The sequence below is a fragment of the Bacteroidales bacterium genome (assembly GCA_023228145.1).
Lineage (GTDB): Bacteria > Bacteroidota > Bacteroidia > Bacteroidales > CAIWKO01 > CAIWKO01.
This window is the reverse complement of sequence record JALOBU010000019.1, coordinates 21,566-40,265: the sequence shown is the minus strand read 5'-3', so window position 1 is coordinate 40,265 and position 18,700 is coordinate 21,566. Positions and strand designations below refer to the sequence as shown.

18 protein-coding genes and 1 tRNA gene are annotated in these 18,700 nt (G+C 38.0%); 5 read left to right on the top strand and 14 right to left on the bottom strand.

Annotation, left to right across the window (positions count from 1 at the left end; genetic code table 11):
• Positions 1 to 20 precede the first annotated feature (20 nt).
• From M0R16_09855 to M0R16_09845, 3 genes are all read right to left on the bottom strand, one after another.
• On the bottom strand, positions 21 to 2,405 hold the full coding sequence (locus tag M0R16_09855; GenBank protein ID MCK9613185.1) for a TonB-dependent receptor: 2,385 nt from the start codon (positions 2,403 to 2,405) through the stop codon (positions 21 to 23).
• Positions 2,406 to 2,483: 78 nt separating this feature from the next.
• Positions 2,484 to 2,642 (bottom strand): OmpH family outer membrane protein, encoded by a 159-nt coding sequence (locus tag M0R16_09850; GenBank protein MCK9613184.1) that lies wholly within the window; start codon positions 2,640 to 2,642, stop codon positions 2,484 to 2,486.
• Positions 2,626 to 2,859, bottom strand: coding sequence for a hypothetical protein (locus M0R16_09845; protein ID MCK9613183.1), 234 nt, complete (start codon positions 2,857 to 2,859; stop codon positions 2,626 to 2,628). Before M0R16_09845 ends, M0R16_09850 begins: the two co-directional genes overlap by 17 nt.
• Before the next feature lie 377 nt (positions 2,860 to 3,236).
• Here M0R16_09845 and dnaB point away from each other — a divergent pair, with 377 nt between their 5' ends.
• Both dnaB and M0R16_09835 read left to right on the top strand, forming a co-directional pair.
• Positions 3,237 to 4,787 carry a replicative DNA helicase gene (gene dnaB / locus M0R16_09840; protein ID MCK9613182.1) on the top strand — a complete coding sequence of 517 codons (1,551 nt, stop codon included), beginning with the start codon at positions 3,237 to 3,239 and terminating at the stop codon, positions 4,785 to 4,787.
• A 103-nt stretch (positions 4,788 to 4,890) separates the two neighbouring features.
• A complete protein-coding gene (locus tag M0R16_09835) occupies positions 4,891 to 6,153 on the top strand; it encodes an asparagine synthetase B (protein ID MCK9613181.1) in 1,263 nt (420 codons plus the stop codon).
• Here the strand turns inward: M0R16_09835 and M0R16_09830 are convergent.
• The 11 genes from M0R16_09830 to M0R16_09780 form a co-directional block, all read right to left on the bottom strand.
• Complete coding sequence (locus tag M0R16_09830; GenBank protein ID MCK9613180.1) at positions 6,150 to 6,923, bottom strand: hypothetical protein; 774 nt, start codon at positions 6,921 to 6,923, stop codon at positions 6,150 to 6,152. The two genes, M0R16_09835 and M0R16_09830, sit on opposite strands and share 4 nt — an antisense overlap.
• 59 nt (positions 6,924 to 6,982) lie before the next feature.
• A complete protein-coding gene (locus tag M0R16_09825) occupies positions 6,983 to 7,483 on the bottom strand; it encodes a dihydrofolate reductase (GenBank protein MCK9613179.1) in 501 nt (166 codons plus the stop codon).
• A gap of 58 nt (positions 7,484 to 7,541) precedes the next feature.
• Positions 7,542 to 8,336, bottom strand: coding sequence for a thymidylate synthase (locus tag M0R16_09820; protein MCK9613178.1), 795 nt, complete (start codon positions 8,334 to 8,336; stop codon positions 7,542 to 7,544).
• A 119-nt stretch (positions 8,337 to 8,455) separates the two neighbouring features.
• A complete protein-coding gene (buk, locus tag M0R16_09815) occupies positions 8,456 to 9,529 on the bottom strand; it encodes a butyrate kinase (GenBank protein MCK9613177.1) in 1,074 nt (357 codons plus the stop codon).
• Positions 9,530 to 10,303: 774 nt separating this feature from the next.
• Positions 10,304 to 10,376 (bottom strand) — tRNA-Ala (locus tag M0R16_09810).
• 84 nt (positions 10,377 to 10,460) lie between these two features.
• Positions 10,461 to 10,778, bottom strand: coding sequence for a hypothetical protein (locus M0R16_09805; GenBank protein MCK9613176.1), 318 nt, complete (start codon positions 10,776 to 10,778; stop codon positions 10,461 to 10,463).
• Positions 10,779 to 10,841: 63 nt separating this feature from the next.
• Positions 10,842 to 11,561 (bottom strand): nucleotidyltransferase family protein, encoded by a 720-nt coding sequence (locus M0R16_09800; GenBank protein ID MCK9613175.1) that lies wholly within the window; start codon positions 11,559 to 11,561, stop codon positions 10,842 to 10,844.
• Positions 11,558 to 12,991, bottom strand: coding sequence for a phosphotransferase (locus tag M0R16_09795; GenBank protein MCK9613174.1), 1,434 nt, complete (start codon positions 12,989 to 12,991; stop codon positions 11,558 to 11,560). The genes M0R16_09800 and M0R16_09795 overlap by 4 nt, the downstream gene beginning before the upstream one ends.
• Positions 12,992 to 13,012: 21 nt before the next feature.
• Positions 13,013 to 13,366 carry a hypothetical protein gene (locus tag M0R16_09790; GenBank protein ID MCK9613173.1) on the bottom strand — a complete coding sequence of 118 codons (354 nt, stop codon included), beginning with the start codon at positions 13,364 to 13,366 and terminating at the stop codon, positions 13,013 to 13,015.
• A 183-nt stretch (positions 13,367 to 13,549) separates the two neighbouring features.
• Entirely contained in the window at positions 13,550 to 14,227 is a 678-nt protein-coding gene (locus M0R16_09785) for an NAD(P)H-binding protein (GenBank protein MCK9613172.1), read from the bottom strand.
• Positions 14,217 to 14,744, bottom strand: coding sequence for a shikimate kinase (locus tag M0R16_09780; protein MCK9613171.1), 528 nt, complete (start codon positions 14,742 to 14,744; stop codon positions 14,217 to 14,219). Before M0R16_09780 ends, M0R16_09785 begins: the two co-directional genes overlap by 11 nt.
• 69 nt (positions 14,745 to 14,813) lie before the next feature.
• On the opposite strand from M0R16_09780, the gene M0R16_09775 reads away from it, so the two are divergent.
• From M0R16_09775 to M0R16_09765, 3 genes are all read left to right on the top strand, one after another.
• Entirely contained in the window at positions 14,814 to 15,989 is a 1,176-nt protein-coding gene (locus tag M0R16_09775) for a DegT/DnrJ/EryC1/StrS family aminotransferase (GenBank protein MCK9613170.1), read from the top strand.
• Positions 15,990 to 16,108: 119 nt separating this feature from the next.
• Positions 16,109 to 17,383, top strand: a complete 1,275-nt coding sequence (locus M0R16_09770) for a hypothetical protein (protein MCK9613169.1) — start codon at positions 16,109 to 16,111, stop codon at positions 17,381 to 17,383.
• A complete protein-coding gene (locus tag M0R16_09765) occupies positions 17,376 to 18,686 on the top strand; it encodes an oligosaccharide flippase family protein (protein MCK9613168.1) in 1,311 nt (436 codons plus the stop codon). Before M0R16_09770 ends, M0R16_09765 begins: the two co-directional genes overlap by 8 nt.
• Positions 18,687 to 18,700: the final 14 nt, after the last annotated feature.

The following is an 18,700-nucleotide window of genomic DNA, read 5'->3' as shown; positions in this document are numbered from 1 at the left end:
CAGCAACCAATACTAAATAACTATTCCTCTTCCTCAAATTGCATAAAGCCTTTTCTTACTTCCTTTTTCTTTATACCGAAATTATACCTGATGTTTATCCCAAAGCGCTGGCTGTCGGTGTACCTGTCACCGTATATATGTATCGAACCCTGGTTAAGTTCAAACTTGGTTTTCACGGTTTTAAGCACATCTCTGGCGCTAAGCGACAGGGTGAGTTTGCCGTTAAGAAATGACTGACTGAGCCCAATGTTTAATTGCCCGAAATTCTTTAACTCGTAAAAATTCATCTGCCCGTGTACCATCATAAAACCGCTTAAAGTGATTTTGGTATATTTGAACAAAGTGAGTGAATGAAAAGTGAAGAGCCTCCAGCTGTCCCTGCTGTAATCAATCTGCTGGTTATCATATATTCCATTGTATTTGTTGTAATTATACTGTGCGCCAAGCGCAAAGAAATATTTTTTCCCCGGCGGTATTCCCACCATCAGCCTGAAATAGGTTTCAGTGCTTTTTCCCAGGTTGTCAAAAGTCCTTACGGATATGGCCTGCTGGTTTTCATCCTGGTAAACCACGCCGGAAAAAATATCTTTGGTGAAGTTCTGTCCGAAAGCTAGCACAGGAAATTCCTGGAAGCTGATGTTGACTTCATAATTGTCGGTGAACTGTGGCTTGAGGGAAGGGTTCCCTGTTTCGTAAAGAAATTCATCCACATATTTAACATAAGGGTTCAGGTTCTGATAATCCGGCCGGCTGATGGTACGGCGGTAAATCAGATAGCCTTTCAATTCAATGCCAAGAACTTTTACGATGCGCCGGCTGATATAAATATACGGGAACCAGTCGACCCTGTTGATTAAGAAACTTGTATCGGAGGGGATGCTTTGCCTGCCTTTCATAAAGGTGTGTTCCATGCGGACACCAGTTTTCACGGTGAAGTATTTTCCGAATGTTTTTGATGCCTGAATATAGGCAGCATTGATATTTTCCTGGTACAGGAAGGCGTTGGTTCTTCGTGAATCCTGTTCGTAAGTGCCCCCGGTGTTTATAAGATAATCGGCATCGCTGTCGTAGTTCTGGTAGGAACTTTTGATGCCTGCCTCCATTTTTATTTTATAGGGAAACTGCCAGGTGAGGTCTGACTGAAAAATAATAAAATGCCTTTGCTGCAGGTTATTGCCTTTCCCAAGAATTTCAGCATATACAGGCAGGGAGTAATTTGATATATAATCCTGAACATTGCTGTTGTTGTTGAAGCTATATGTTAATTTGGTATCGAGGTTGGAGCCGGAAGTGTCTAACTTCCACAACAATCCAAAATCTTGTTGAATGTTAAGGTTTTTTGAGTGGTTATCAATTTTATTGTCATTTTCCGCCAGCAGCAATTCACTGCTTGTATTAATGACATTGGAGTTGTTTGTGCAGGAATACGGCACCCCGCCATTTATTCTGCCGTCGTAGCTGAAACTTGTTTTTTCGTTGATATCGTAACTCACCCCATAACCGAGGTATGCGTTATGAGTATTATACCTTGAGCGCCCCGACTGCGAAAGAAGTGTGTCGGATGCCAGCAGGCGAAAATTATTAAGCTGCTCCATTCTTTCGCGATGGGTGTAATTCAGATTTATATATGCCGTTGTTTTTAAACCGCTGTAATTATAATTAAACCCTGCAAACTGATTCCCATAAAAACCCTGGTTCATTCCTGCATTCACCGTTCCAAACTGTCCGATTTTCACTCCTTTTTTCAGGACGATATTTATTATGCCTCCTGAGCTTGATGCGTCGTATTTTGTGGAAGGTGTGCGGAGCACTTCAATTTTATCTACACTACCGGGAGGAAGGTTTCGCAAAAGGGATGCGATATCCTGATTACTCATTTTTTGTTCCCTGCCGTTGATGAAAATTGTGGCAGGGGAGGTGCCGGTCAGGTAAACGCCTCCGTCTTGGTCAACGTAAATGCCGGGAGTTTTTTCAAGTACTTCCAGAGTGTTGGTGCTTGTATTTATCAGCGGCAGCGGGTCCACAATCATCTTATCGTCTTCCTGGCGGATAAGAGGTTTTTGAGCTGCTACCGAAACTTCTCCGAGGGTTATTGCCCCTTCTTTCAACTGAAAGCTGAAAGTGCGTGCCTCGGATTTTATGGTTATGGATTTTTCGAGTGTCTCAAATCCGATGTAGCTCAACTTAACAACATACAAGCCATTTTGGATATTTTCAAACCGGGCAATGCCTTTATTATCAGTAGCTCCAAGCATGGCAACCGAATCCTCCACTTTGGTAAGTTTTACCGAAACGCCTGGAAGCGGTTTTTTTTTATTGTCTTTAATGTTAATACTGACGGCTTGCCCCCAACAAAGATTGATAGCGCAGAGAGACCATAAGAGAATACAAGCCGTTAGTTTCATTATTGGTAATACATTATAGGTATAGAAATCAAATTATAAAACTCAGATAAAGAAAAAAAAGTATGTAAAAAGATAAGATTATTTGATTCCCAATTCTTTTTTTTCCAGCGGTAAAATATCTTCAGAAGGGGTAGCATAGAGCAATATTCCTTCTCTGGAATAAAGAATCAGGCTATAGCCATTGTCTTTTGCCACTTTTTCAATGGCGCTTCTAGCTTTGTCAATGATTGGCTGCAACAGTTCTGAATATTTTTTTAAAGGTCTTCCTGGCAGATGTCTGAAAACTGCGTATCCTGCCCTGCAAATCCTGCAGCTCTTTGGTTTTGGTTTCTTTTACCAATTCTGACATTTTTGCCTGGTTGGCATTGAAGCTTTCGTAATTCGTGTTTAGTTCCTGTTGCATGTTCACAATGATGGTGTCGAGGAGGCATATCTTTTTTTGATGTGCTGACATAATTGTACTTGCAGTTGGTTAATAAAATCAGTTTTCTATATCCATGAATTTTTTTTATAAAATACTTATCCGGGTTTAAGTGATAAATTTTTGGTGCGAAGCACGTCAATATCATTGCGTTAAATCATTGGGTAGTGTGCAGGTGTTTTATTATATAATACATGTTATGTTACGGTGCTTTGCACTATTAATTTCAGAGTAGTTTTTAGATTTAAAAATATCTTGGGGCTCTGCCCCTGTATTTGTTGATTGATGAATCATTTTTCTTCAGTCACTTCAAAAATTTTTACCAAAAAAACTTATGTTAATAAATTTTTCTAACAAATCTTAACCATCAAGGCTCTTATTAGCTTATTTTTGGAAAGTAATTTTTTAATATGGTAGAAAAAAAGAAAAAACCTGTTGCACCTGTTATTTCTGAGCAATCTTTTTTGCAATATGGTAAGATTCCTCCTCAGGCTGTGGAGCTTGAGGAAGTGGTTCTTGGGGCTATGATGCTTGAAAAAGATGCCCTGGCGAATGTGATAGAAATCCTAAAACCGGAAGTGTTTTATAAAGACTCTCATAAATTTATTTTTGAAGCCATTTATAATTTGTTTAACAAATCGCAACCGGTAGATATACTTACCGTAACCAATGAACTTAAAACTATAGGTTTGCTTGAGGTTGCCGGAGGACCTTATTATGTTGCTCAGCTTACCTCCAGCGTGGCTTCTTCAGCAAATATCGAATACCACTCCAGAATTTTGCTTCAAAAGTTTATTCAAAGAGAATTAATACGTATTTCATCCGAAATAAGCTCCGATGCCTTTGAAGACACTACAGATGTTTTTGAGTTGCTCGACAAGGCCGAAAGAAATTTGTTCAATGTAAGCGACACCCATCTTCGCAGAAAATATTCCGACATGCATTCTATTCTGAAAGAAGCTATCAAGGAAATTGAAACTGCCAAAGAGGCCAGCGAAAAAAATAGTGTTTCTACCTTAGGTGTCCCATCAGGTTTTTATGAATTGGACAAGCTCACTGCAGGTTGGCAAAAGTCGGACCTGATAATTCTTGCAGGTCGCCCCTCCATGGGTAAAACGGCTTTTGTGCTCAGCCTGGCGCGCAATGCTTCCATTGACTGGGAAAAACCAGTAGCTTTTTTCTCGCTTGAAATGTCGGCCATACAGTTGGTGATGCGACTGATTTCGCTGGAAACAGAACTCCCGTCAGATCGTCTGAGGCGTGGAAATCTTGAAGACCATGAATGGGAACAATTGAATTACCGCATTAAGAAGCTTGAAAATGCACAGATATTTATTGACGATACCCCTGCCTTATCTGTATTTGAGTTAAGAGCTAAATCTCGCAGGCTGGTTGCCCAGCATAATGTTCAGTTAATTATTGTTGACTACCTGCAACTGATGTCGGCAAGCATAGAAACCCGGGGAGGCATGCGTGAACAGGAAATAAGCAGCATCTCAAGGGCTTTGAAAGGGCTGGCCAAAGAACTGAACATCCCGATTATTGCATTGTCGCAGCTCAGCCGTGAAGTAGAAAAACGTCCAGGTTCCAAAAGGCCTATATTGTCTGACCTTCGTGAATCGGGCGCCATTGAGCAGGATGCCGACCTTGTCATGTTTATTTACCGCCCCGAATATTACAAAATTGACATTTTTGATGATTCGGAGCAAACTCCGACACGAGGCCTGGCGGAAATCATACTTGCCAAACACCGCAACGGGCAGCCTGGAGAAGTAAAATTACGCTTTAAGCGTGAAATAGGGAAGTTTTCAGATTTTGAAGGCCATACAGGATATGACGATGTTGATATTCCTGCTAATGAAAACTTTTACCCCGGCACCACAAAAATCGTACAATCGAAGATGAATAAAAAAACGGAAAAAAAAGCTGTTGATAACGATAATGAAGAAACCCCGTTTTAAAGAATTTTGAAAATTTTTTAAAATTTCATATAGAATTCAACCCTCTATTGCATAATACTTGTAAGTCAAATTCGTTATACAAAATAAGTTTTAGTTTCACAGGATGAGATTCATAAAGTTTTTAATTATTTGCATTATAGCCATTTCCCTTAAACCGGCTTTCGGTGCTTATATTCTTATCCCAATGGATGAGTCGCAGACAAACCATCTGAAGGCTTATGGCATAGCTTATTGGATTGTACAGAAAGAAGTTGAGGTAAGCTGGCTGCTGAATTATCGCGGTGGTAGTTTTATGACAAAATATATTGATGCTTTTCAGAAGGAATGTAACCTTCGTGGAGTTTCTTTTGAGGTGATTTCTGATGTGCAGGCCTCGGTGATTCTTATGGAAATTGCTGACCCGGAAGTAAATATGGATGAAGTAAAACTTGTCAAAGCCCCAAAAATTGCCGTTTATTCACCCAAAAACAAGCTGCCCTGGGATGACGCAGTTACTTTGGCGCTTACTTATTCGGAAATACCTTATGAGGTGGTTTACGATGAAGAAGTCCTTCAGGGCGTTTTACCTGTATATGACTGGCTGCACATGCATCATGAAGATTTCACAGGGCAGTACGGGAAATTCTGGGCGAATTACAAAAATGCCTCCTGGTACAGGGAAGACCAACGCCTGCAGGAAGAAACCGCCAAAAAACTCGGCTACACAAAAGTTTCACAACTTAAGCTGGCGGTGGCAAAAAAGATACGTGATTTTGTAGCCGGTGGAGGCTACTTATTTTCAATGTGTTCGGCGCCCGACAGTTACGATATTGCGTTGGCCGCAGAAGGCGTTGATATTTGCGACGTGATGTTCGATGGGGACCCTATTGACACGAAAGCACAGCAGAAGCTTGATTACTCCAGATGTTTTGCTTTTACCGATTTTACCATAGTTACAAACCCTTATCAATATGAAATTTCAAATATTGATGTTTCCCTGACCAGAAAAGTATTATCTCAGAACGATTTTTTCACTTTGTTTGAATTTTCTGCCAAATGGGACCCTGTGCCGACCATGCTTTGCCAGAACCACGAAAAAATCATAAGGGCTTTTATGGGGCAAAGCACAGCTTTCAGCAAAAAATATGTCAAACCCAGTGTGCTGATTATGGGAGAAAACAAATCGCTTGAAGAAGTAAAATACTTACATGGTGATTATGGCAAAGGCATGTGGACTTTTCTCGGAGGCCATGACCCTGAAGATTATCAGCACTTCGTTTATGACCCTCCTACAGAATTAAATCTTTATACAAGTTCTCCCGGCTACAGGCTTATCCTGAATAATGTGCTGTTTCCGGCTGCTAAGAAGAAAAAGCAGAAGACCTAAAAGTTTACATACTCATCCACATTATCCAGGGTAACCTTCACCCGGTTTGTGCAACTATCTAAGAATGTTATTGTTCTGGCAGAAAGTTTTTCAGGCATAACCTCTGCTTTTCCGCTACCTATCCAGTAACACCAATTTGTGAATTGTAAAGCACTGATGACATTAGCGTTAAATTCAACCATATCTGCCGTATGGTCTCCATCAAGTGCGGTATATTCTCCCTTTCCGGTGTATATGAACAAATCATCGTAAATATTGTTTTTGGTATCAACACCCATTACCCATGAAATATTGCGCGATGAAAGCCATTGCATGGTGCCGGGTGTGTCAGCAATATAAAATGTTGTGGTATCATTAAAGCTGATATTATTGTTGCTTACTATGCTGATTGTGATGGTTTTCGTCCCGTCAACAGGCCCCCAGCTGCTGTAAAAGTTACTGAAAGAAATGATATATTTTGTGTTAAGTTGGAACAAGGGAGCAGGCACCAGCACCGAAAGGGTTCCATGTTTGGTAATACCGTCGTTACACTGGTAGAAACTCTCGAAAAAATGGATAGTTAATGTTTTAGGCCACGTGTTCGTGTCAAAGGGCTGCAAAGAAACCTCAAGGCAGTTTTCGTTTAAGCGCAAATTATTACTGTCGCCGGGATGAAATAGACTGTCCTGCATGCTTTGCAAAGCAAATAAAAATGTTTTAAAAATATCATTTGAACAGTTTTCAATATGAATAAAACTGTTTACGTGATTCATGTCAAACTGGTCTTCCATACCTTTTTTTTTGCAAGAGCACAATGCTGAGAATATTAAAAAAACAATAAAAAGTTTTTTCATTTTCTGTGGAAGATAAGATAACTGTAATTCCGATTGTTATTAGGGTCTGTGTATGTTTCGCTTCCATCAATCAGCGCCCATTCATCTTGTGATATTTTAGGGAAAAAAGTGTCAGCATCAAATGCAGCGTGAATCTTTGTTATGTATAATTTATCAGCAAATGGGAAAAATTGCCTGTAAATACTTGCGCCTCCCATAATGAAATTTTCCTTGTCAGTATCCATTTTTTCTATAGCTTCATCAATAGAATACACAGTGGTACAGCCTTCAAAATGGTCGTTGGTATCATCAGAAATGACTATGTTTTTCCGATTTGGCAGAGGCCTCTTTGGTAATGAGAAATATGTGTTTTTACCCATCACTACCGTACTGCCTGATGTGATCTGCTTAAATCTTTTCAGGTCGTTTGTCAGGTGGCAGAGCAGTTTGTTATCTTTACCAATGCCGTAATTATCGTCGATTGCAACAATAATGGATATTTGTTTCTTTCCTTGCATTTTTTTTCTTTGTGTTTCTATGTGTCCTATGTGCCTATGTGGTAAAAAATGTGTTCACTTAAACAGCTACATCCGCTTTTATATGCGGGTGAGGGTCGTAGTCCTGCAGTTCAAAATCCTCATACCTGAATTTAAAAATATCATTTACTTCCGTATTAATTTTCATCACAGGTAATTTGCGGATGTCGCGGGTAAGCTGAAGCCGTGCCTGTTCCAGGTGATTGTTGTAAAGGTGTGCGTCTCCCAGGGTATGAATAAATTCTTTTGCTTTCAGCCCGCAGGCCTGAGCTATCATCATGGTAAATAAAGCGTAGGAAGCAATGTTAAAAGGGACGCCCAGAAAAATATCTGCGCTTCGCTGGTAAAGCTGGCAGGAGAGTTTGCCTCCCGCAACATAAAACTGAAACAAAATATGGCAGGGGGGGAGCGCCATTTTCTCCAAATCCCCCACATTCCACGCGTTGACAATCAAGCGGCGCGAATTGGGGTTGGTTTTTATCATGTGTATCAGTTCGGAAATCTGGTCAATGGTTTTTCCTTCTGCATTCTGCCACGAACGCCATTGTTTACCGTAAACCGGGCCTAAGTCGCCGTTTTCATCCGCCCACTCATCCCAGATAGTAACTTTATTTTCGTGGAGATATTCAATGTTGGTGTCGCCTTTTAAAAACCAGAGCAGTTCATGAATTATCGAACGCAGGTGCAGTTTTTTTGTAGTAAGCACAGGGAAGCCTTCTTCTAAATCAAAGCGCATCTGGTACCCGAAAATGCTTAAAGTTCCTGTGCCCGTCCTGTCGGCTTTGGAGACTCCCGTTTTTAATACTTTATCTAAGAGTTCATGATATTGTTTCATACATCAAAAATAAAGGAATTGTTTGTAAAGTTACTATTTTTCAATAAAAATAACCGGACTGTTAGCCCGGCTTTTCGATTTTCTCCAACAGAGTTATTAAAAATGATTAGTCGTTATGATCATTTATATTCCATGGCGGTAATATCGCCATTCGAAAGCATCAGGCCGTTCATGGCCAGGGCGTGCATCTCATCTTCTCCGGGATAGGCAGCAACAGGAGCAATTTTTTTAACTTTTTGTGTGATATAATCTACTATATCTTTGTTGTATGCAACGCCTCCTGTCAGAAGAATAGCGTCAATATCACAGTTTAGTGCTACAGCCATACTACCTATTTCTTTGGCAATCTGGTAAGCCATAGCTTCCTGTATCTCTTTGGCTTGCTGGTCGCCAGCGTTCACACGCTGCTCAACATCATAAGCGTTATTTGTTCCAAGGTATGCGACAAAGCCGCCTTTGCCGGTTATCATTTTCAATATTTCCGGTTGAGAATATTTTCCGCTAAAACAAAGCCTCACTAGGTCTCCTGCCGGTAAGGTTCCGCTACGTTCCGGTGAAAAAGGGCCTTCTCCGTCTAAGGCCTGGTTTACATCAACCACACGGCCTTTTTTATGGGCGCCAACGCTGATACCACCACCCATATGAACCACAATTAGGTTAAGGTCTTTGTATTTCATTCCTGTATCTTTTGCATACATTCTTCCAATAGCTTTTTGGTTTAATGCGTGAAAAATGGATATCCTTTTAAATTCAGGATGTCCGCTAATACGTGCTACGTCATCTAATTCGTCAACAACAACAGGGTCTGAGATGTATGCCTTTGCACCGGGTATCATCTTGGCAAGGTCATCAGCGATAAGCCCTCCCAGGTTGCTGGCATGTTGTCGGGAACCTCCTGCCATTAAATCATTTTTCATGGTTTCATTAACTTCGTAAATTCCTGATGGAATCGGCTTTACAAGTCCTCCGCGCCCGACAATAATATGGATAGACTGCAAATCTATTTTGGCTAACTTAAGCTCCTTTACGATGATATTTTTTCTATATTCGTACTGGTCCGAAATTTTTTCAAATTTTTCAAGTTCTTCAGTAGCATGTTTAATGTTTTTCAGAAATAACTGAGTGCTTGAGGCATAAACAGCTATTTTAGTTGATGTTGAGCCAGGGTTAATGGTTAAAATGTTTTTAATTATAGTCATAATAATCGATATTTAGTTCAACTTATGGGTGCAAATTAACAAAAGAAATTTAAATTACTTAAAAGATTTAATTTTAATAAGTAAAATTTTAAAAAAAATTATAAAAAATAAATTACCTGAAAAAAATAAAACACTACAAAAACAAAATCAAAAGAAATTGAATAACAAAAAAATCAAATTTTTTTTATTTTGATAGGGATTATTGTTGGTTTTGGGCAGGGACGATTTTCATGTATGTTTTGAGTTATTAAAAGAAAATCATAGTTTCATGGAAATACGTGTTGGAGGTTATAGTTTTATTAATCCTTTTCTGGATTGTGATAATTTCAGGCCTTCGGATACGAAATATCTTGCTTTGTTGAACACAAATTCGTCATTTAAAATTTATTTCTAATGAATGTTATTAGAAAATTAATCATATAAGCATAAGTAAACCAGAATATTGTAATGACGAATCGACTAAAAAAATCTAACATTTTATAAAGTTTAAAATGTAAGATTTCCTATGTCTGGGTTACCCCCCGACACTTTGTGTGCGGGACAGGCAGATTCTGCCCGCATCCTTTCGCACTTGTCGTTGGTTCATTATATTCCTAAATTGTTTGAGATTTTAATAATCTAAAATTCAAGTTTTGTTTTATGACATGGGGAATAATTTTTGAAACAGGATAAGTGAGTTGCGTTGTCATATCTCTAAAAAGGAAAATTATTTTTTTTGTTTTTTAATAAAAAACGGCAGCTTGCGTTGCCTGTGTCTTCTCCACTTCGTGGAGCGTACGGGGATCGAACCCGTGATCTCCAGATTGCGAACCTGGCGCTCTTCCAGCTGAGCTAACGCCCCTGTAATGTTTTAATCACATTATAATTATAGTGTTCGATTATTTAGCGAGGCCATACTAACAGAAGTAGTTTGAATACTTAATTTTTAGGTTCCATGTGGCTTTCCCGCTTCGCTGGCCGGTTTGGGAGGTTCGGGTTTGTTTTTTTTGCCTTTTAACTTATCTGACGCGCCTTCAATTTTATCTTTGGTTTTATCAAGAAGGTCGGCCGTTTTATCCTTAGTTTTATCCCATAATTCCTCAGCTTTATCTTCGGCTTTGTCAAAAATAACTTCCGCTTTTTCACTTATTTTTTCAGCGCCTTCTTTTACGTCCTCCCAGGCATCTTCTGCTTTGTCTTTAAGCTTATCCCAGAAACCTTCTTCTTTTTTTTCGGAATTTTCTTTGTTGATTTCTTCGCTCATAATAAAAAATAATTTGATTTTAATGTAAAGATAGCATAAATATTAATATATCCTGTTGTGCTATTAAATAATAAAAAACTTATTTTCCGCTTTAGCAATGTTTTCAGGCTTTCCCAGATCATACCAAAGTGCCTCATCATAATATACAACAATCTTAAAATGCGAAGCCAGTTCAAGGTACATTTGTGGCAGGGAGAACCTACCATTTTTTTTACAGAGTTGAAATATGGCAGGGTCTATTATCTGTATGCCACTGAATGCCACTTCAGCAAATGATTTGGATTTCCTTGTAATTATTTTTTCATCCGTTCTTTTATTAACCCAACCGCAAAGTAAGTTTTTATCATCAACCAGAAAAAAGCGGGAGGTCTCCCGTTTTTTTACAACCAGTGTGGCCAATGCTTTATTTTTCTTATGATGTTGCAGTAGCTTGGTGATATCGGTTTTGGTAAGGATATCCACATTATACACAAGAAAAGGGTTCCCGTCATCGAAGAACCATGAAGCTTTCATAAGCCCGCCGCCGGTGTCAAGCAGTTCGTTTCGTTCATCAGAAACAGTAATATGAATTCCGAAATTATTTTTTTGATTTAAAAAATCTATTATCTGTTCGCCAAAATGATGTATATTGATGACTATTTCTTTTATCCCGGATGATTTCAGGTACTCCAAAGCATGTACAAGCATGGGTTTGCCGTTCACTTCCACCAACGCTTTCGGTTTCTCTGTGGTCAGTTTCCCGAGGCGTGTTCCCATTCCGGCTGCTAATATCATTGCTTTCATGTTCCTGTGATTTGTGCGTTGTGTTTCAAAACAACTTCAAGCGGGTAGTTGTCTTTGAGGTATTTCGCAAGGCGTTCGGCAAAGTAAACCGAACGGTGTTGCCCGCCGGTGCATCCGTAACTTACAGTAAGTGATGTAAAGCCCCTCGAGAGATAATTCTCCACCGACTGGCATACTACAAGTCTGGTAAATTCAAAGAAGGATTCAATTTCGGGCTTCTGTTCCAGATAAGTTATCACAGCTTTGTCATTGCCTGTAAGTTCTTTTAATTCTTCATACCTTCCGGGGTTAGGCAGAGCGCGGCAGTCGAACACAAAACCTCCGCCGTTACCGCTGATATCGGCGGGGTACCCGGATTTATATGAGAAGCTTGTAACCTGAACGGTAAGAACATCTGTTTTGCCTGCTTTGTATGCATTAAGTTTTTCAGAGCCGATGATGCCAGTAAACACATTCATCAGTGCCGGAAGTTTGACAGGTAATTCGCTATTATTGATGAGCCATTTCAGGTTTTCTACTGCATAGGGAATGCTTTTGAGAAAATGTGCTTTTTTTTCGTAATATCCACGAAACCCGTATGCTCCCATTGCCTGCATGATACGAATCAGCACAAATCCGTAAAAATATTCACGGAATTTTTGCTCATCTATACTAATTTTTTTCTTCAACTCTTCAATGTAAAAATCCAGCAAATTTTCTCTAGCTTTTTGAGGGATATCTGCTTTGGCATCATAAAGCAGCGAAGCAACATCATACTGCAGCGCACCTTTTCTGCCTCCCTGATAATCAATAAAAAATAGCTTCTCTTTATGAAGCATGATGTTGCGCGACTGGAAATCGCGGTACATAAAATATTCATTATGGGCTTGTAACAGGAAATCAGCAAAAAGATTAAAGTCGTCTTCCAGCTTTTGTTCATTAAAAGGGATATTGGCGAGTTTCAGAAAATAATACTTGAAATAATTCATGTCCCACATCATGGATTGCCTGTCGAAGGAGGCACGCGGGTAACATAATGAATAATCAAGTGTTGCAGCAGCATCAATCTGGAAACGGAGTAATTGTTTCAAAACCTGCTGATAAATAAAAATAACAGTTTCGTCAAAGCCTTGCTTGCGATTTTTTTCAAGGTATGAAAAGAGTGTTTCATCTCCCAGATCTTTTAAAAGATAGCAATCATATTCTGTACTTCGCAGCAACACTTTAGGCACATTCAGCCCTGCCTTTTTAAAGGCGGCAGTAAATTCACAAAAAGCTTTGTTTTCCCTTGTATCTTCGTTAAAGGCAGCTATTGCTGTATGTTTGGAAGAAGATACCCTGAAGTATTGCCTGTTTGAGCCAGAAGCCGTCAAGGTTATAATTTGTGCAGGTGTTTCTCCGAAATGGTTGCGGAATAAGCCCCTTATCTTTTGCCGAAGTTTATCTTTCATAAGTGTGTAGCGCCTTTTTAACTATTTTATTTTAACAGCTTTCCATCTGACAGAGTCAATATCGCTAGTGAAATTGGTAAAAAAATCAGCCGTATTTTTTATTTCCTTTTTTTTCAGACATTGAAAATATATGATACCTCCGCATACATGGCCTTTGTTAGTAAAATTTATTTTTTGATTATCCATTGCCAGAGTATTATCACCAAAAGACGTATTGATATGGCTTGAATTAGATTCCATGAAAATCCATGAGTTATCTCCGAAATTTATACACCCTTTTGTATTTAGACGGTACGAAATTCTGAAATATTCTTCATATTCGTCAATCTCAGGCAAAATAATTTTTGTTGTATTGTCAGGTATAAATTTTTTCATTTTCTTAGCTGTTCCCTTAATCCATTGCTTCTGTTTTACTGCATTGATTTTATCGTCGTCATGATGTTATGCGAAAGTATGAGTGCTTATAAAAGTAATTTCCAAGAACAGTGAAACATATAAAAGAAATATTTTTTTCATATCGTGTTAATAACAAGTTTTGATTAACAGGGTATCATATTGTCATATTTTATCTTTGTTTTGATGAACTAATTTCATTATCTCATCTGATTCCATGATGCTTATTCCTTTAGCTTCTTTTTTTGAAAGTATCAACATTGCTTCAGCGACATTTTTTGCATTTATGCCGCGGTATTTATTCAACTCCCTCAACATGAAATACTTTAAAACTGACATCACAGCTTTACCGATGGATTCACCAAAACGGAATTCTTTTCTTTTTCCCATCAGCATAGAGGGGCGTAAAATAAATAAGCCTTCAGTAAAAACCGTTTTCAGGTCTTTCTCAACCTGTCCTTTGGTTTTGAGATAAAAGTTAGACGATTTGGCGTTGGCCCCGATTGATGAAATGTAAATGAATTTTTCGGCAGCTTTTTGCCGGGTATTTTTTGCTAAGTCAATAACATAATCGTGGTCTGTTTTAAAGAAATTTTCTTTAGTCCCGGCCTTTTTTATTGTAGTACCCAAACAACAGAAAACAAGCTGAGCATTTATATTAATATCGGATAGTTTTTCAAAATTTATGATGGTTTCAGTAAGTTTTTTATGTTTAACGCCTGTAGGTTTCCTGCACCATATTTCCACTTCCTGAAAGTAATTATCCTCCAGCAGCAAATTCAGGCAGTGGCTTCCGGTCAGCCCGCTCGCTCCAATCAGTAAGGCTTTCGTTTTATTCTCCATCAAAATTCCCTTTCATGCGTTTCAATATTTTTTTTACGATTTCATCTACTGTTTCATTTTCTCCTGCTTCAATTACATATTTTGCTTTTTCGTAGTATTTACTGCGTTCTGAAAGTAAATTACTGACAAAAACTTTTAAATCACTCTGCTTTGTCAGGAGGGGGCGGATATGTTTTGTGTTTTCAATCCGTTTGTACAATATATTTTGGCTATATTTTAAATACACAGTAATTCCTTTACGGTTCATGATCCCCATGTTATTTTGGTGGCAAGCCAAACCGCCTCCGCAGGCTATAACTGCATTTTCGTTGCTTGCAATAAGTTGAAGCAGCAGTTTGTGTTCAGCTTTGCGAAAAGTATCTTCTCCGTATTTATCAAAGCAATCATATATGCTGCAAAGGAATTGCTTTTCCAGCATTTCATCCGTGTCGTAAAAATTGTATGTAAGCTTATCTGCCAGCAGACGGCCAGTAACAGTTTTTCCCGAACCCATAAAACCGATAAGGAAGATTTTCATCTTTTTGTTTTTGAATTCAAAGAAAATCATAATTTATTACATTTGCAATCATAAGTACGGGAAACTTTTATGAAAAGAATAACGGCATTGGAAAAAAAGTATGTGGATGAAGTTCTTAGCAATGAATTTTCATTGTCAAAGAAGAGTATTTTTACCACGAGGCTTGAAAAGGAATTTGCCAGTATAAAAGGAGTGAAGCATGCTATTACCCATAGCAACTGCACTTCTGCAATTCATACGGCTCTGGCTGCTTGCGGGGTGGAACCCGGCGATGAGGTGGTACTTCCTGCATTGAGCATGTCAAGCCCTGCCATGGCTGTTTTATGTAATAGCTCAATACCTGTTTTTGCTGATGTTAAGCCTGACACTTTTACCATAGATGCTGGTTCTGTCAGCAAATTAATAACTCCAAAGACGAAAGCTGTAATTAGTGTTTCGTTGTATGGTTTGCCATCCGATTACGATGAAATTATACCTGTATGCAATAAAAATAACCTTTTTCTCATCGAAGACAATGCACAATGTGTAAAAGCAAAATATAAAGATAAATCTTCAGGCGATTACGGTCATTTTTCTGTGTACAGTTTTGGAAGCAGCAAACAACTCACAGCGGGAGAAGGCGGCATATTGACAACTAATGACGATGAACTTGCGGGCAAAGCACACCGTTTTCATAATTTGGGTTTTGATACGGGAATGGGTAGCAACATTTCAGATTCCGGAACATTTAAACAATCACCTCAGTATTTTCGCCATTTTAGTTATGGTTTTAATTACAGAATGCCTGAATTATGTGCAGCTGTGGCTTTAGCCCAGGTTCAGCGCATGGATGAACTGATAGATTTACGTAAAAAAACAGCAGCCTTTTATGATGATGCTGTAAAAAATTCTGATATGATTTATCCTCAACTTGTTAGTGTAGAAAAAGAGCATACCTATTGGACTTATGCAATGGTATTCAAGAGCAATGTGCCAGAAATGCAGTGGTTTCAATTCAGGGATGCATTTATTAAAAATGGAGGAAACGGGTTTTATGGAGCATGGCAACTCGCATTTAATGAGCCTTTTTTCAAAGAAGAAGTACAGCATTATAAGGGTGTTTGGCAAAGGTATGACAATGAACTCTGTCCTGTAGCTGGGTATCTTCAGCCGCGCATTATGCAATTGAAAACTAACTATATGGACATTTCAGAAGCCGAAAAACAAGCTGAAATACTTTACAAAACCCTTCTACAATTTGCTTGAAATGTTAATCAATTAATTCATACTGCATTAGATATCTCATAATATTTTAGTCATATGGAATAATATGAAAAATTATACTTTTGCAAATATTATATTAATACTGTCAAGATAAAGATTGCATGCAACTTACCTCCAACATGGTATATAAATACGGAACCGCAATTTTATTAACCTTAATATTTCTGTTTATACTGGCAGTTTACAAAGAATTTATTTTTTTAAGGTATGAATACATGGGTTTCAGATTGGTTGGTGCTCCTGTTAATGTTTATCTTTCCCTGGTAGTATTTGTTTTTTTAATTGTTGTCATGCTTTTGCTACCATTAAAACCCATAGTATTTGCCACATCTTCGATTATCAAATTCATGTTTCTTATACCTGCATTGGTTTTATTTTCAAAAATGGATGCGGATATCAGGATTTTGATTTCTGTTGTTGTATTTGATTTAGGTTTTCTATTTCTTTCTTTTTATCGAACCAATGTGAAAACAATAAAAATTAGTACAAAACAAGGCATTGTTATACTATTAATTTTGCTGCTTATTTTACTGATACCCATCATACGCACTTTTGGAACTTCCCTTGATTATAATCTCCTGTTCATGGAAAACATTTATGAAAGTCGTATGAAAGCAAGGGCTGTTGATAATATTCTTTCCGGGTATTCAGTGTTCTGGTTGTGCAAAGTTATTATTCCGGTGTTGCTTATATATGGGTTAATCAGAAAAAATGTCGCTCTTGTTGCAATCAATATCGTTGCTCTGTTATTTATATTTATGATCTCTGGGGCACATAAATCTTTGTTTTTTTCATTGTTTGTAATCTTGTTTTTTTATTTATTTAAAAGTTATTACAAGAAAGTTTTTATGTTTTTGGCAGCAGTTGTTTTATTAATGATTACTGGTTTGTATCTGTTTTTTTATTCGGAACATACATTTATTGCAGACATGCTTATCAGAAGGACTATTTTGGATCCGCCATTGATGGACATTTTTTATTTCGACTTTTTCGACAACAACCATATGTATTTATCGCACAGTATTTTTAAAGACTTTGTAGATAACCCTTACGATATTCAGCCTTCGTATGTGATAGGGGGGGCATACCTTAAAAATCCCGCAAATAATGCTGGAAGCGGCATTATTGGAGATGGTTTTATGAATTATGGGAGCATCGGAGTCCTGGCAAGCCTGTTAATAGCTGTTATAATTTTAAATTATGTTACAAAGGCAAAAATGAATCCGGGTTTTTTTGGACTTATATTCATCGTTTTATACGGCTTTTCAGCAACTGGAATACTTACCAATCTGATGAATGGTGGTATTATTATACTGATATTTTTGATACAATTTATGATGAAGAATTACAAAAAGTCAAGCTGCTGTGATGTTTAAATCTTTACAAAACAAAATAAAAACATTCCTAACGCGCTCTGATTATATCAGGGATGTTCTTACCCTGATGACAGGCACAGTAATTGCCCAACTAATTCCATTATTTTTTTCACCGGTTATCTCCCGTATTTTTGTCCCTGATGATTTCGCTTCTTTTGCAACGTATATGTCCATTATTTCTATTTTTGGGAGTATCGCAACTTTGCGTTATGAGTACGCCATTATTTTGCCAAAAGATGAAAACAATTCTCTGGCTATTGTTGCATTGAGTGTGATAATTGCTTTTTTGATAAGTTGCTTGCTGTTTTTAAGCATGATTTTTTTTGGGATGAGTTTTTTGGAAATCATAACAAATAAAAAAATTGATAACTCATCGTGGTTATTTCTTATTCCATTATCAGTTTTTACAATAGGAGTTTACAGTTCATTTAATTATTGGCAAAATCGCAAAGCCCATTACAAAACTCTTGCCGTCAGCCGTATTTCGCAGTATGCTTTAATGACAGGTGCCCAGATAGGCTTTGGCGCGGCTCTTATGAAATCACTCGGGCTGATACTGGGCGAAATTGCCGGGCGTGTTTGTGCAGCTTTTATTCTTGCATTCAGGACTTTTAAAGATGATTTTTTGCTGATTAAAAACATCAGATGGAAGAATGTTACTAAACAATTTAAAAGGTATAAAAACTTCCCGATGTTTTCATTGCCGGGTGATCTTATTAATGTGTTTACAAATCAGGTCCCCATCTTAGCTTTGGGGAAATATTTCGTGCCGAACATTCTGGGGAACTATTTTTTTATGGATAGGATAATGAATGCTCCGGTAACACTTATCGGCAAGGCAGTTCTGGATGTATTTAAACAAAGAGCCAGCAGCGACTATATAAAATACGGAAATTGCAAAAGTGTTTATATAAAAACTTTTAAAACTCTTGTCGTAGCTTCATCTATACCTACACTAATAACTTTTATTTTTGCTCCCGTACTTTTCAGAATTATTTTTGGCGCAGAATGGGAACTGGCAGGCGAATTTGCAAGAATCATGGCTCTTTTGTTTTTTTTTCGTCTTATTGCCAGCCCTTTGAGCTATATGTTCTTTATTGCCGAAAAACAGTATTATGACATGATTTGGCAAGTTTGTCTTTTTCTGACAACGCTGACTTCGTTTTTTGCAGGCATATATTTCAACAGCGTAAAAGTTTGCCTCTGGTGTTATTCAGTTTCTTATTCAGTAATGTATATAATCTACCTAGTCATATCGTATTCACTGGCAAAAGGCCCTAAAATAATTAAGTCAGGCACTTAATGGTTGCGTATAAC